Source organism: Bacillus sp. LJBS06 (assembly GCF_016924995.1).
In the GTDB taxonomy this organism is placed as follows: Bacteria; Bacillota; Bacilli; order Bacillales; family Bacillaceae; genus Bacillus; species Bacillus stercoris.
The window spans coordinates 2879277-2894756 of sequence record NZ_CP070483.1 but is presented as its reverse complement, the minus strand read 5'-3'; the positions used below and the strand labels follow the sequence as shown (position 1 = coordinate 2894756).

12 protein-coding genes and 1 pseudogene are annotated in these 15480 nt (G+C 44.5%); 10 read left to right on the top strand and 3 right to left on the bottom strand.

The window, feature by feature from the left end; all coding sequences use genetic code 11:
- Positions 1–1116: a sporulation integral membrane protein YtvI gene (gene ytvI / locus JQX68_RS14725; RefSeq protein ID WP_147772352.1), complete on the bottom strand. Its 1116-nt coding sequence runs from the start codon at positions 1114–1116 to the stop codon at positions 1–3.
- A 96-nt stretch (positions 1117–1212) separates the two neighbouring features.
- On the opposite strand from ytvI, the gene JQX68_RS14720 reads away from it, so the two are divergent.
- The 10 genes and pseudogenes from JQX68_RS14720 to coaE all read left to right on the top strand — a co-directional run bounded on the left by JQX68_RS14720 (position 1213) and on the right by coaE (position 13358).
- Positions 1213–1677, top strand: coding sequence for a DUF441 domain-containing protein (locus JQX68_RS14720; RefSeq protein ID WP_004398695.1), 465 nt, complete (start codon positions 1213–1215; stop codon positions 1675–1677).
- A gap of 332 nt (positions 1678–2009) precedes the next feature.
- Complete coding sequence (citZ, locus tag JQX68_RS14715) at positions 2010–3128, top strand: citrate synthase (RefSeq protein ID WP_014664943.1); 1119 nt, start codon at positions 2010–2012, stop codon at positions 3126–3128.
- Between the two features lie 163 nt (positions 3129–3291).
- The gene (icd, locus tag JQX68_RS14710) at positions 3292–4563 is read left to right on the top strand and encodes an NADP-dependent isocitrate dehydrogenase (RefSeq protein ID WP_003229433.1); all 1272 of its coding nucleotides are present in this window, start codon (positions 3292–3294) and stop codon (positions 4561–4563) included.
- Positions 4564–4606: 43 nt separating this feature from the next.
- A complete protein-coding gene (gene mdh, locus JQX68_RS14705) occupies positions 4607–5545 on the top strand; it encodes a malate dehydrogenase (RefSeq protein ID WP_003237775.1) in 939 nt (312 codons plus the stop codon).
- A 211-nt stretch (positions 5546–5756) separates the two neighbouring features.
- Positions 5757–6479 (top strand): two-component system response regulator PhoP, encoded by a 723-nt coding sequence (gene phoP, locus JQX68_RS14700; RefSeq protein WP_014664941.1) that lies wholly within the window; start codon positions 5757–5759, stop codon positions 6477–6479.
- Positions 6472–8211, top strand: coding sequence for a sensory box histidine kinase PhoR (gene phoR / locus JQX68_RS14695; RefSeq protein ID WP_147772351.1), 1740 nt, complete (start codon positions 6472–6474; stop codon positions 8209–8211). The genes phoP and phoR overlap by 8 nt, the downstream gene beginning before the upstream one ends.
- A 243-nt stretch (positions 8212–8454) precedes the next feature.
- Entirely contained in the window at positions 8455–11097 is a 2643-nt protein-coding gene (gene polA / locus JQX68_RS14690) for a DNA polymerase I (RefSeq protein ID WP_147772350.1), read from the top strand.
- Positions 11098–11119: 22 nt separating this feature from the next.
- Positions 11120–11947 (top strand): DNA-formamidopyrimidine glycosylase, encoded by an 828-nt coding sequence (mutM, locus tag JQX68_RS14685; protein ID WP_147772349.1) that lies wholly within the window; start codon positions 11120–11122, stop codon positions 11945–11947.
- Between the two features lie 151 nt (positions 11948–12098).
- Positions 12099–12749: pseudogene (gene ytaF / locus JQX68_RS14680) on the top strand (sporulation membrane protein YtaF); the annotation flags it as partial.
- Between the two features lie 15 nt (positions 12750–12764).
- Positions 12765–13358: a dephospho-CoA kinase gene (gene coaE / locus JQX68_RS14675; RefSeq protein ID WP_103030821.1), complete on the top strand. Its 594-nt coding sequence runs from the start codon at positions 12765–12767 to the stop codon at positions 13356–13358.
- A 39-nt stretch (positions 13359–13397) separates the two neighbouring features.
- On the opposite strand, the gene ytbE is transcribed toward coaE, so the two are convergent.
- Complete coding sequence (gene ytbE / locus JQX68_RS14670) at positions 13398–14240, bottom strand: aldo/keto reductase YtbE (protein ID WP_014664936.1); 843 nt, start codon at positions 14238–14240, stop codon at positions 13398–13400.
- A 23-nt stretch (positions 14241–14263) separates the two neighbouring features.
- Positions 14264–15454, bottom strand: coding sequence for an MFS transporter (locus tag JQX68_RS14665; RefSeq protein WP_147772348.1), 1191 nt, complete (start codon positions 15452–15454; stop codon positions 14264–14266).
- Positions 15455–15480: the final 26 nt, after the last annotated feature.

Genomic DNA, 15480 nt, shown 5'->3' with positions numbered 1-15480 from the left:
TTATTTTTGCTGAACGGTGATATAGGACCATACTTCCTTTAATGCGCCTGTCGTAATGAAAGCTTGGATAATGACGAGAACAGCCGGCCCGGCAATCAGTCCTAAAAACCCGAATAATTTAAAGCCGGCAAACAGGGCAATGAGCGTTGCCAGCGGATCGATCCCGATAGATTTACTGAGTATTTTAGGTTCTGTCAGCTGCCGCTGAACAAGAACGACGAGATACAGTATGCCGATTCCGATCGCTTGGGGCAGCTGGCTTGTAATCGATAAATACAAAATCCACGGCACAAATACGGAGCCCGCACCCAAGTAAGGGAGAAGATCAACAAGCCCGATTAAAAAAGCGATTGTTGCGGCATGTTCAACCTGTAAGAGAGAAAGGCCGATAAACACAATCACCATCGTGATGAAAACGAGGACGGCTTGTGCTTTGATAAAACCAGTCATTGCTTTTTTTAATTCGCTGCTGATCGCTTTACTATTAGCTGTCACACGATCCGGCAGAAGCAAAACAAGCATGGCTTTCAGCTTATGCCAATCCTTTGTCATAAAAAATGTTGCCAGAAGAGAAAAAATCAGAACCGCCGCCGTATTGGGAAGAAGCGCGAAAAACCTTGGGATCATTTCTAGAATGTGGGACAGCAGCAGCCCGGCATTTTTAGCGGCTGAATCACCGAGTGTCTGGATGTGGGTGACGATGGAAGCCTGCTGGTTCGTTTCCAATTCTTGAAACAAAAGAGTTAACTCGTTATAGAGCGGCTGAATATGAGTTGTAAACAATTTTTCGCAATAGGAAATAAACGTGCTGATATGCGGAGGCAGCGTTTTTGCTAGATAGGCTGTACCCGTTACGATTTCGGCTACCAGAATGGTGAGAACGCCGAAGGCTGCGAGCAGAAAAAAAGCAAGCACGCCCAGAACATTTATCGTTCGGGGGAATCCTGTCACTTTGTCCAAATAATCGACAACAGGATGAATCACTGATGAAAGAATAAGTGCGATCAGGAACGGATAAGTTAACGGAAACGAATAATAGGCCGCAGCTATCGACCCTGCGGTAATTGATATGACAAAGAGGGTTCTGAAAAAAATAGTAATATAAGATTGATTCACGAAAACGGTCCTCCTCTCGTCAGCATGTCCTATTTTTTATATGTATTCACGCTGCGGCTGAATATGAATACATTCACCTTAAAGGAGGGATGGCATGTGTTTACACAAGCGAATTTATTTTTAATTTTACTCTTGGCCATCGCACTTATCGCAAAAAACCAATCATTGCTTTTTGCTGTATCCGTCCTTTTGATCATCAAAATCGTTGGACTTGATCAGAAATTATTTCCAACTATCCAGTCAAAAGGCATTAACTGGGGTGTGACCATTATTACCATCGCCGTTCTTGTCCCGATTGCCACGGGAGAAATCGGATTTAAGCAGCTTGGAGAGGCAATGCGGTCTTCCTACGCATGGATCGCCTTGGGAGCGGGAATCGCAGTGGCGCTGATTGCCAAAAACGGCCTGACTCTGCTGGAAAATGACCCGCATATTACAACTGCCCTTGTGATCGGGACCATTCTCGCAGTCGCGCTTTTTGGCGGAGTAGCAGTGGGCCCGCTGATCGGAGCGGGGATTGCTTATTTAGCCATGCAGATCGTAAAACTGTTCACTTCATGAAAAAAGCGGCCTTAAAGCCGCTTTTTTTGTATGCAAAAACCCGCAAATAAAGGCGTTTTTTCGGGGAAATCACAGAATGAAAAAAAAAATTATAGGTAAACATTTAACAAATGTCTGATTATTGTTTATAATGAGAATAGGCTTAAACTTAAATAAGCTTATAAGAATTTGTTATGTTCTTTCATAAGCAAAGGGTTTTAGTACTAGCAGCCAGTAAAATGTAAGCATTTTCTTTTTGGGGGAGAGAAATACTTGCATCGTGCTTTTTAAGTAAGCCTCATGTTTTTACAACACTCTTAAAGGGGAAATTTATTGAAAAGGAGATGTTATATATGACAGCGACACGCGGTCTTGAAGGGGTTGTAGCAACAACATCATCTGTTAGTTCTATTATTGACGATACCCTTACATATGTGGGGTATGATATCGATGATTTGACAGAGAATGCAAGTTTTGAAGAAATCATCTACTTGCTTTGGCATCTAAGGCTGCCAAACAAAAAAGAGCTTGAAGAGTTAAAGCAGCAGCTTGCAAAGGAAGCTGCCGTTCCGCAAGAAATTATTGAGCACTTCAAATCTTATTCCCTCGAAAATGTTCATCCCATGGCTGCTCTTAGGACAGCAATTTCATTATTAGGCCTGCTTGACAGCGAGGCTGATACCATGAACCCGGAAGCCAACTACAGAAAGGCGATCCGCCTTCAGGCAAAGGTGCCTGGCCTGGTTGCAGCGTTTTCCAGAATTCGCAAGGGTCTTGAGCCTGTAGAACCGAGAGAAGATTACGGTATTGCGGAGAATTTTCTTTACACATTAAACGGTGAAGAGCCTTCACCAATTGAGGTTGAAGCCTTCAACAAAGCATTGATTTTACATGCTGACCACGAGCTGAACGCGTCAACGTTCACAGCGAGGGTCTGCGTCGCGACACTTTCTGATATCTATTCAGGCATTACTGCAGCAATCGGTGCGCTTAAAGGACCTCTGCACGGCGGGGCGAATGAAGGCGTTATGAAAATGCTGACAGAAATCGGTGAAGTGGAAAACGCTGAGCCGTACATCCGCGCTAAACTTGAAAAGAAAGAAAAAATCATGGGATTCGGCCACCGAGTGTATAAGCATGGTGATCCGCGCGCGAAGCATCTGAAAGAAATGAGCAAGCGCCTGACAAACCTGACGGGTGAAAGCAAATGGTATGAGATGTCGATTCGTATAGAAGACATCGTTACATCAGAGAAAAAGCTTCCGCCTAACGTTGATTTCTATTCGGCTTCTGTATATCACAGTCTCGGCATTGACCATGATTTGTTTACACCGATTTTTGCTATAAGCAGAATGTCCGGGTGGCTCGCTCATATTCTTGAGCAGTATGACAACAACCGTCTGATCCGCCCGCGGGCAGATTACACAGGCCCTGACAAACAAAAATTCGTTCCGATTGAAGAAAGAGCCTAAAGAACCATTGGAGGCTGGCTTGCGTCAATGAGGTTAGCCTCTTGTTCAGAACATCAAATTTGAGTTACACTTTAAATTGAATGTTGAGAAAAATCATTTTGTTTTCTATATAAGAAAAATAAAATGTTTTCTAAATATGAATTACATACTGGGAGGTTTTATTGTGGCACAAGGTGAAAAAATTACAGTCTCTAACGGAGTATTAAACGTACCAAACAACCCGATTATCCCGTTTATCGAAGGAGACGGAACCGGTCCTGATATTTGGAACGCGGCTTCGAAGGTTTTGGAAGCAGCAGTAGAAAAAGCATACAAAGGCGAAAAGAAAATTACATGGAAAGAAGTTTATGCCGGAGAAAAGGCTTATAATAAAACAGGTGAGTGGCTCCCTGCTGAAACATTAGATGTGATCCGCGAATATTTTATCGCGATTAAAGGCCCGTTAACGACACCTGTCGGCGGCGGTATCCGTTCTTTGAACGTAGCACTCAGACAAGAGCTTGACCTGTTCGTCTGCTTAAGACCTGTAAGATACTTTACTGGAGTGCCGTCACCGGTAAAACGACCTGAAGATACTGATATGGTTATCTTCCGTGAAAATACAGAAGATATTTACGCAGGCATCGAGTATGCAAAAGGCTCAGAAGAAGTACAAAAGCTTATCAGCTTCCTTCAAAATGAGTTAAACGTCAACAAAATCCGTTTCCCTGAGACATCAGGCATTGGCATTAAGCCTGTTTCCGAGGAAGGAACAAGCCGTTTAGTCAGAGCTGCCATTGATTATGCAATCGAGCATGGCCGCAAATCCGTAACGCTTGTTCATAAAGGAAACATCATGAAGTTCACTGAAGGCGCCTTCAAAAACTGGGGCTATGAACTTGCTGAAAAAGAGTACGGAGATAAAGTCTTCACATGGGCTCAATATGACCGCATTGCTGAAGAACAAGGAAAAGACGCTGCCAACAAAGCGCAAAGCGAAGCGGAAGCAGCAGGAAAAATCATTATCAAAGACAGCATTGCTGACATTTTCCTTCAGCAGATCTTAACGCGTCCAAACGAGTTTGATGTCGTTGCGACAATGAACTTGAACGGAGATTACATTTCTGATGCCCTTGCTGCGCAAGTCGGCGGAATCGGCATTGCTCCTGGAGCGAACATCAACTATGAAACAGGACATGCGATTTTCGAGGCGACGCACGGAACGGCTCCTAAATATGCAGGCCTTGATAAAGTAAATCCATCTTCAGTTATTCTTTCAGGCGTTCTGCTTCTTGAGCATTTAGGATGGAACGAAGCGGCTGATTTGGTTATCAAATCTATGGAAAAAACAATCGCTTCTAAAGTCGTAACTTACGATTTTGCCAGATTAATGGATGGCGCGACTGAAGTGAAATGTTCAGAGTTCGGAGAAGAACTGATCAAAAACATGGACTAAGCAAGGAAAAAGCCTAAAACTAGCCATAAAGGAGAAGAGAGACATGGGAAATACTCGTAAAAAAGTTTCTGTTATCGGAGCAGGTTTTACCGGAGCTACAACTGCATTTTTAATCGCTCAAAAAGAGCTGGCAGACGTTGTTCTTGTTGACATTCCGCAATTGGAGAACCCGACAAAGGGAAAAGCGCTTGATATGCTTGAAGCAAGCCCGGTTCAAGGCTTTGACGCAAAAATTACGGGAACATCCAATTACGAGGATACAGCTGGCTCTGACATTGTTGTCATTACAGCCGGTATCGCAAGAAAACCTGGTATGAGCAGGGATGATCTGGTCTCTACAAACGAAAAGATTATGAGAAGCGTTACACGGGAAATCGTGAAATATTCTCCTGACTCTATTATTGTGGTGCTGACAAATCCTGTTGATGCAATGACATACGCGGTGTACAAAGAATCCGGCTTCCCTAAAGAGCGTGTAATCGGCCAGTCCGGTGTGCTTGATACGGCGAGATTCAGAACATTTGTGGCAGAGGAATTAAACCTGTCAGTGAAAGATGTGACTGGTTTCGTACTCGGCGGACACGGTGACGATATGGTGCCGCTTGTGCGTTATTCTTATGCCGGCGGTATCCCGCTTGAAACTCTCATTCCGAAAGAACGGATTGACGCAATTGTGGAGCGCACTAGAAAAGGCGGAGGCGAAATCGTGAATCTTCTTGGAAACGGAAGCGCGTATTATGCGCCTGCGGCTTCTCTGACAGAAATGGTCGAAGCGATCTTGAAAGATCAGCGCCGCGTCCTTCCTACAATTGCTTATCTTGAAGGGGAATACGGCTATGAAGGCATCTACCTTGGCGTTCCTACAATTGTAGGCGGCAACGGACTTGAACAAATCATTGAACTTGAACTGACAGACTATGAAAGAGCGCAGCTGAATAAATCAGTTGAATCTGTCAAAAATGTCATGAAAGTATTATCCTAATAAAAAGAGAGAAAGGCTTGCTTGATACAGCCTTTCTCTTTTTGCTATATATGAAAGCGCTACCATTATCGTTTGTATTTCTTTTAAAAATGGTGTAAAAGGCGAATTGTCGGAATGTCCTGCTTTCGCTAAAATAAAATCATGAAACATGTTAAGATGACATAAAATAGAGAAATAGGATGTCGGGGAATTATAATACTGGAGGCACAGCATGAACAAGAAAATTTTAGTTGTGGATGATGAAGAATCTATTGTTACTCTTTTACAGTACAATTTGGAACGGTCAGGCTATGATGTTATTACCGCCTCGGATGGGGAAGAAGCACTCAAAAAAGCGGAAACAGAGAAACCTGATTTGATTGTGCTTGATGTGATGCTTCCAAAATTGGACGGAATCGAAGTATGCAAGCAGCTGAGACAGCAAAAACTGATGTTTCCCATTTTAATGCTGACAGCGAAGGATGAGGAATTCGATAAAGTATTAGGGCTTGAGCTTGGCGCTGACGATTATATGACCAAGCCGTTCAGTCCAAGGGAAGTAAATGCGAGAGTCAAAGCGATTTTAAGGCGTTCGGAAATGGCTGCGCCCTCTAGTGAAATGAAGAACGATGACATGGAAGGCCAGATCGTAATTGGCGATCTGAAAATCCTGCCTGATCATTATGAAGCGTACTTTAAAGAAAATCAGCTTGAACTGACACCGAAAGAATTCGAACTGCTGCTTTATTTAGGCAGACATAAAGGCAGAGTTCTGACAAGAGATCTGCTGCTGAGTGCAGTCTGGAATTATGATTTTGCCGGAGATACGAGAATAGTTGATGTGCATATCAGCCATCTTCGCGACAAAATTGAATATAATACCAAAAAACCGATCTATATTAAAACGATTAGGGGATTGGGGTATAAACTGGAGGAGCCAAAAATGAATGAATAAAAACCGTGTGCGCCTTTTTTCTGTATTCGTTGTCTGTTTGATTCTGGTGTTTTGTGTCCTCGGGCTGTTTTTACAGCAGCTCTTTGAAACATCTGGTCAAAGGAAAGCAGAGGAACACATTGAAAAAGAAGCAAAATACATGGCTTCGCTACTTGATGCCGGCAATCTAAATGATCGAGCAAACGAGAAAATCATTAAAGATGCAGGCGAGGCGCTTGATGTGAGTGCAGCCGTTATTGATACAGACGGCAAGGTGCTGTATGGGTCAAACGGGAGGGCGGCAGATTCCCAAAAGGTGCAGGCGCTTGTTTCTGGCCATGAGGGGATTCTTTCAACAGCAGATAACAAGCTTTATTACGGACTTTCACTTAGAAGCGAAGGTGAAAAAACAGGATATGTGCTGCTTTCCGCCTCTGAAAAAAGCGACGGCTTGAAAGGCGAATTGTGGGGGATGCTGACGGCCAGTCTTTGTACCGCATTTATCGTCATTGTTTATTTTTATTCCAGCATGACCTCACGTTATAAAAAGTCAATAGAAGCAGCGACAAATGTAGCCACAGAGCTTTCCAAGGGGAACTATGATGCACGGACGTACGGCGGCTATATCAGACGTTCTGATAAGCTTGGACGTGCGATGAACAGCCTTGCCATTGATCTGATGGAAATGACCCGAACACAGGAAATGCAGCGGGATCGGCTGCTGACAGTCATTGAAAACATTGGCTCCGGACTGATTATGATCGACGGAAGAGGCTTTATTAATCTTGTAAACAGGTCTTACGCCAAGCAGTTTCATATCAATCCGAATCAGATGCTGCGCCGTCTTTATCACGATGCATTTGAACATGAAGAAGTGATCCAGCTAGTCGAAGATATTTTTATGACGGAGACAAAGAAATGCAAGCTGTTAAGACTTCCGATCAAAATAGAACGGCGTTATTTTGAAGTGGACGGCGTTCCGATTATGGGGCCGGACGATGAATGGAAAGGAATTGTGCTCGTTTTCCATGACATGACAGAAACGAAGAAATTAGAGCAGATGAGGAAGGATTTTGTGGCCAATGTTTCTCATGAGCTGAAAACGCCGATTACGTCCATAAAAGGGTTTACGGAGACGTTATTGGATGGGGCGATGGAGGACAAAGAGGCGCTTTCTGAATTTCTCTCTATTATTCTTAAGGAAAGCGAAAGACTTCAGTCTTTGGTTCAGGATTTGCTCGATCTCTCAAAAATCGAGCAGCAAAATTTCACGCTCAGTATCGATACGTTTGAGCCGGCCAAAATGCTTGGTGAGATTGAAACGCTTCTGAAGCATAAGGCGGATGAGAAAGGCATCTCCCTGCAACTGAATATTCCGAAAGACCCTCAATATGTGTCAGGTGATCCGTACAGGCTGAAACAGGTATTTCTTAATCTCGTAAACAATGCGTTAACCTACACGCCTGAGGGAGGCTCAGTGGCTATCAATGTAAAGCCCAGAGAAAAAGACATTCAGATTGAGGTCGCCGATTCCGGAATCGGAATTCAAAAAGAAGAAATTCCGCGCATTTTTGAACGCTTTTACCGCGTAGATAAAGACAGAAGCAGGAATTCGGGGGGGACCGGGCTGGGCCTTGCGATTGTGAAGCATTTAATAGAGGCTCATGAAGGGAAAATTGATGTCACAAGCGAGCCTGGACGGGGAACTGTCTTTACCGTGACGCTGAAACGGGCCGCTGAAAAGTCCGCCTAATGTTTACAAAGGTTTAACAATATCTTCATGCACTGTTAAACCTATGCTGGTAGGATGTAGTAGAACCCCTTCATCCAAGGAGCCAATTTTGACGGCGGGAACCTATTTGTGTTCCCGTCCTTTTTTGTGTGTTCTCTTATAGTTCACGTATTTTCCTTTCAAATTGAACTTTGTTAAAATAAGAGGAGCTAATGACTATGTAAGAGATGAATGGAAGCGTGAGGCTTCTTAGGAGGAAATTGAATGACGGAACGAAAAAAATTAGTGCTTGTAGACGGAAACAGTCTGGCTTACCGGGCGTTTTTTGCATTGCCGCTGTTAAGCAATGACAAAGGTGTTCATACAAATGCTGTATACGGCTTTGCGATGATTTTGATGAAAATGCTTGAGGATGAAAAACCGACGCATATGCTGGTTGCGTTCGATGCCGGGAAAACAACATTTCGTCACGGCACATTTAAAGAATATAAAGGCGGCAGACAGAAAACCCCGCCTGAGCTTTCCGAACAAATGCCTTTTATCCGCGAGCTGCTTGATGCCTATCAGATCAGCCGCTATGAACTGGACCAATATGAAGCGGATGATATTATCGGTACACTGGCCAAATCGGCTGAAAAAGACGGGTTTGAAGTAAAGGTTTTCTCAGGAGATAAGGATTTAACTCAGCTGGCAACGGACAACACGACAGTTGCCATTACGAGAAAGGGAATTACCGATGTTGAATTTTACACACCGGAGCATGTCAAAGAGAAATACGGGCTTACGCCTGAACAAATCATTGACATGAAGGGTCTGATGGGCGATTCCTCAGATAATATCCCGGGTGTGCCCGGCGTCGGAGAAAAGACTGCGATTAAGCTTTTAAAACAATTTGATTCCGTTGAAAAGCTGCTGGAGTCCATTGACGAGGTGAGCGGAAAGAAATTGAAGGAAAAGCTTGAGGAATTTAAGGATCAGGCATTGATGAGCAAGGAGCTTGCGACGATTATGACGGATGCTCCGATTGAGGTATCTGTTTCCGGCCTGGAATATCAAGGCTTTAACCGTGAACAGGTCATTGCCATCTTTAAAGATCTTGGCTTCAACACGCTTCTTGAACGGCTTGGGGAAAACAGTGCAGAAGCGGAGCAGGATCAGTCGTTAGAAGACATTAATGTCGAAATCGTTACAGACGTAACCAGCGGCATATTGGTTTCTCCATCTGCATTTGTCGTTGAACAGATTGGCGATAATTATCATGAAGAGCCGATTCTCGGATTTTCGATCGTAAATGAAACGGGAGCTTATTTCATTCCGAAAGACATTGCCGTTGAGTCTGAGGTGTTTAAAGAATGGGTGGAAAATGACGAGCAGAAGAAATGGGTCTTCGACAGCAAGCGGGCTGTTGTTGCCTTGCGCTGGCAGGGCATTGAGCTAAAGGGTGCCGAGTTTGATACGCTCCTTGCGGCCTATATCATCAACCCGGGCAATTCATATGACGACGTGGCGAGTGTGGCCAAGGATTATGGCCTGCATATCGTTTCGAGCGATGAATCAGTTTACGGCAAAGGGGCAAAACGGGCAGTGCCGTCAGAAGACGTACTGTCTGAGCACCTTGGCCGAAAAGCGTTAGCGATTCAAAGCCTTCGGGAAAAGCTTGTTCAGGAGCTGGAAAATAATGATCAGCTTGAGCTGTTTGAAGAGCTTGAAATGCCTCTTGCGCTTATTCTCGGAGAAATGGAATCAACTGGCGTCAAGGTCGATGTTGACCGTTTAAAACGGATGGGTGAAGAACTGGGTGCGAAGCTGAAGGAATATGAAGAAAAAATCCATGAGATCGCGGGAGAGCCGTTTAACATCAATTCTCCGAAACAGCTCGGCGTCATCTTGTTTGAAAAAATTGGCCTTCCTGTCGTAAAGAAAACGAAAACAGGTTATTCTACGTCTGCAGATGTGCTTGAAAAGCTGGCTGACAAGCATGATATTGTCGACTATATTTTGCAGTACAGACAAATTGGCAAGCTCCAATCAACATATATCGAAGGGCTTTTAAAGGTGACGAGACCTGATTCGCATAAAGTGCACACGCGCTTTAATCAGGCCTTAACGCAAACTGGCCGTCTCAGCTCGACTGATCCGAATCTGCAAAACATTCCGATCAGGCTTGAGGAAGGACGAAAAATTCGCCAAGCTTTTGTGCCGTCTGAAAAAGACTGGCTCATTTTTGCAGCCGATTATTCACAAATCGAGCTGCGGGTGCTTGCCCATATTTCAAAGGATGAAAATCTTATCGAAGCTTTTACAAACGATATGGATATTCATACGAAAACGGCAATGGATGTGTTCCATGTTGCTGAGGATGAAGTAACATCTGCGATGAGACGCCAGGCGAAAGCGGTCAACTTTGGCATTGTTTACGGCATCAGTGATTACGGTCTGTCACAGAACCTCGGCATCACCAGAAAGGAAGCTGGTGCATTTATCGACCGCTATCTGGAAAGCTTCCAAGGTGTAAAAGCGTACATGGAAGATTCAGTTCAGGACGCGAAGCAAAAAGGGTACGTAACAACACTTATGCATCGGCGCCGCTACATTCCTGAGCTGACGAGCCGAAACTTTAATATTCGCAGTTTTGCGGAGCGGACGGCCATGAATACACCGATTCAAGGAAGCGCCGCTGATATCATCAAAAAAGCTATGATTGACATGGCTGCCAAGCTGAAAGAAAAACAGCTGAAAGCGAGGCTGCTGCTTCAAGTACACGATGAATTGATTTTTGAAGCGCCACAGGAAGAAATTGAAATTCTTGAAAAGCTTGTTCCTGAAGTAATGGAGCATGCGCTTGCATTAGATGTGCCGTTAAAGGTGGACTTTGCATCAGGCCCATCTTGGTACGATGCGAAATAAACAGAGATAGGAAGTGATGGATGTGCCGGAATTACCAGAGGTTGAGACGGTCCGGCGCACTCTGACCGGGCTTGTAAAGGGAAAAACAATCAAATCGGTAGAGATCAGATGGCCGAATATCATCAAACGGCCTGCCGAACCGGAGGAATTTGCGCGAAATCTAGCAGGAGAAACGATACAGTCTATCGGAAGACGGGGAAAGTTTTTGCTGTTTCATTTAGATCATTATGTCATGGTTTCCCACCTGCGAATGGAAGGGAAATACGGGCTTCATCAAGCGGAGGAGCCAGACGATAAACATGTGCATGTCATATTTACGATGACGGATGGAACCCAGCTCCGTTACAGAGATGTTCGTAAGTTTGGAACAATGCACTTATTTAAACCGGGAGAAGAGGCGGGCGAGCTCCCGCTTTCTCAGTTAGGTCCGGAGCCGGATGCAGAAGAATTTACGAGTGTGTATTTAAAAGAACGGCTTGCCAAAACAAACCGCGCTGTCAAAACTGCCCTGCTGGATCAAAAAACGGTCGTCGGACTAGGGAACATTTATGTGGACGAGGCTCTTTTCAGAGCGGGTGTCCATCCCGAGACAAAAGCAAATCAATTATCAGATCAGACAATCAAAACCCTTCACGCTGAAATCAAAAATACCCTGCAGGAAGCGATTGATGCAGGCGGCAGCACAGTCCGCTCGTATATCAACTCCCAAGGGGAAATCGGAATGTTCCAGCTGCAGCATTTTGTGTACGGAAAAAAAGACAAGCCATGCAAAAATTGTGGAACGATGATTTCGAAAATTGTCGTCGGAGGAAGAGGCACGCATTTTTGCGCAAAGTGCCAGAAAAAATAGTAGCATAAAGCTTCATCGTCCAAGCTGTCGGTGCATATATCAGTAACTCTGTAATAGAGGATGTCATTTTTGAAACACGGATTTTTCACTTTCCCATATATATGATTGTGATGGATCCCGGGTATTTCACATCTGATATAAGAGCACCAACAGAAAGGAAGAAACGGATATGCAAATGGTTTCTATACTGCTGCTGGCGTTGGCTGTCAGCTTGGACAGTTTTTCAGTCGGATTTACGTACGGATTGAGAAAAATGAAAATACCGTTTAAAGCGATTTTGGTTATCGCCTGCTGTTCCGGTGCTGTCATGTTTATATCCATGCTGATCGGAAGCTTTCTCACAAAGTTTTTTCCTGTATATGTGACGGAGAAGCTTGGCGGTTTGATATTGGTCGGAATTGGAGCGTGGGTTCTGTATCAATTTTTCAAACCTGCGAAAGACAAAGAATACCTATTGCATGAAAAAACGCTGCTTAATTTAGAGGTTCGGTCATTAGGGATTGTGATTCATATTTTGAGAAAACCGATGAGTGCGGATATCGACAAATCGGGTGTGATCAATGGAATTGAGGCGGTCCTATTGGGATTTGCCTTATCGATTGATGCTTTTGGGGCAGGTATAGGCGCAGCCATTCTCGGTTTTTCACCGATTGTGATGAGCATCGCCGTGGCAATCATGAGCTCACTGTTTGTATCAATCGGAATCAATGCCGGCCATTTTTTGTCTAAGTGGAAATGGATCGATAAAATGGCGTTTTTGCCAGGGCTTCTGCTGATCACGATTGGGCTCTGGAAATTGTAAAAAGGAGTGGATCTCTTGACCTTAGTCATTGGTTTAACGGGAGGAATAGCTAGCGGCAAAAGCACGGTAGCCAATATGCTGATTGAAAAAGGAATAACAGTTATAGATGCAGATATCATTGCAAAACAAGCGGTAGAAAAAGGGATGCCGGCCTACCGGCAAATCATTGACGAATTCGGTGAAGACATCCTGCTCTCAAATGGCGATATAGATCGAAAAAAGCTTGGGGCGCTGGTATTTACAAATGAACAAAAGCGTCTCGCCTTAAATGCAATTGTTCATCCCGCAGTCAGGCAGGAAATGCTCAAGCGCCGTGATGAGGCCATTGCAAATCGGGAGGCATTTGTTGTATTGGATATCCCGCTTTTGTTCGAAAGCAAATTGGAATCATTGGTTGATAAAATTATTGTGGTCAGTGTGACAAAAGAGCTCCAACTGGAACGTCTGATGAAGCGCAATCAGCTGACGGAAGAAGAAGCAGTCAGCCGTATCCGCTCTCAAATGCCCTTAGAGGAAAAGACAGCAAGAGCAGATCAAGTCATCGATAACAGCGGCACGCTCGAAGAGACCAAAAGGCAGCTTGATGACATCATCAACAGCTGGGCATAATACAAAAACACCGTTCAATATGAACGGTGTTTTTTGCCATTAAAAATCAAAGTTGTCCGGATCAGGGCCGACGCGCAAATCTTCATTCAGGGCATCGATTCGGTTCATGTCATCCTGTGTTAATTCAAAGTCAAAGACACTTGCATTTTCTTTAATGCGGTGTTCCTTCGTTGATTTTGGAATTGTGATGATGCCATGCTGCAGATCCCAGCGCAAAATAATTTGTGCGACAGATTTGTTATATGCTTGAGCGATGTCAGCCAATACAGGGTGATCCAGCAGCTGCCCCTGCATCAAAGGTGACCAAGCCTCCATCTGGATGTCCTGATTTTGGCAGTAACTTATCAATTCTTTTTGTGTGAGGCGCGGGTGAAATTCCACTTGGTTAATCATAGGCTTAATTTCAGCTGCCGTCATCAGATCTTCAAGATGGTGAATTTGGAAGTTGCTTACGCCGATTGCTTTGATACGGCCTTCTTTATACAATGTTTCAAGCGCTCTCCAAGCATCTTTATACTTTCCTTCTACAGGCCAGTGGATGAGGTATAGATCTAAATAATCCAGACCGAGTTTTGACAGGCTTGTTTCAAATGCGGCGAGTGTTTCCTCGTAGCCTAAATCAGCATTCCATACTTTCGATGTAATAAACAGATCCTCTCTTGAAATGCCTGCTTCTTCAATGCCCTGCCGAATCCCTTCTCCGACTCCAGCTTCATTTCCATAGATAGCTGCAGTATCAATACTGCGGTACCCGTGGGCAATGGCAGTTTTAACTGCGTTTACCAGTTCAGATCCTTCCTCCACTTGGAAGACGCCGAGGCCGAACCAAGGCATTTTTACCCCATTATGAAGTGTTGCTGTTGCTTGTAAATGTGTTGTCATGTTTATTTCCTCCTTTAAAATTGTCAGGCTTCCTGCCGATCCCGTTTTTCCATCAAGCGGCTCCAGCCTGTTAAAATAACTGCTCCGGCCACCATTAATCCGCCTATCCAAGCGGTATGAATCAATCCGATTGAATCGGTGATCACACCACCAAGGTATGAGCCAAGCGCGATCCCTGCATTAAAGGCAGCGATATTCATCGCGGATGCGACGTCAACTGCACTCGGGACAAAACGCTCAGCCAGCATGACGACATACACCTGAAGGCCGGGCACGTTCATAAAGGCCAGCAATCCCATACAGAGAATGGTGATGAGGCCTGCTGCTTGATATGAGGCCGTAAATGTCAGTACAAATAGAACGATTGCCTGTACGATAAACATATAGAATAAAGCGGCAATCGGATTTCGGTTAGACAGCTTTCCGCCAATCATATTTCCGATAGCGATAGCGATTCCATATCCGAGCAGAATCACTGCAACAGTTCCGGCTTTGAAGCCTGTTACTTCCTGAAGCAGGGGAGACAGATATGTGAATACAACGAATGTTCCTCCGTACCCAAGAGCTGTAATGACAAATAAAAGCAATAACCGGCCGTTTGTCACAAGCTTCAATTGATCCCGCATCGTTGTTTTTGTCCCTTTTCGTAATTTGGACGGTACAAGAACGCCATTTGTAATAAAAGCAATGATTCCGACGGCGATAATGACCATAAAGGCAAAACGCCAGCCGAACTGCTGGCCGATAAACGTGCCGAAAGGAACTCCGGTTACAGTTGCCACAGTAAGACCGGTAAACATAATCGAAATCGCGCTGGCCCTTTTATTCTCCGGGACAATATCCGCTGCGATTGTCGAACCGATTGACATAAATACACCGTGTGAAAATGCCGATATCACACGGGCTGCTAATAAAATCCCGATGCTTGAAGCGGTTGCCGCCATCGTATTACCGGCAATAAAAATAAACATGATCCAAAGCAATAGTGTCTTACGAGACATGCTTGAGGTCAATGAAGTTAATATAGGTGCTCCAAATGTAACGCCGAGCGCATAAAGGGAAACAGTCAATCCCGCTGTTGTGACGGGAATATGCAGGTCATCAGCAATGAGCGGCAAAAGGCCGACACTGATAAATTCGGTTGTCCCTATCGCGAATGCACTTACGGCCAAAGCCAGGAGTGCAGGAATACTGCTTTTATTGGCTGAAGTCATGATGTTCCTCCTTTGTATGTGTGTTG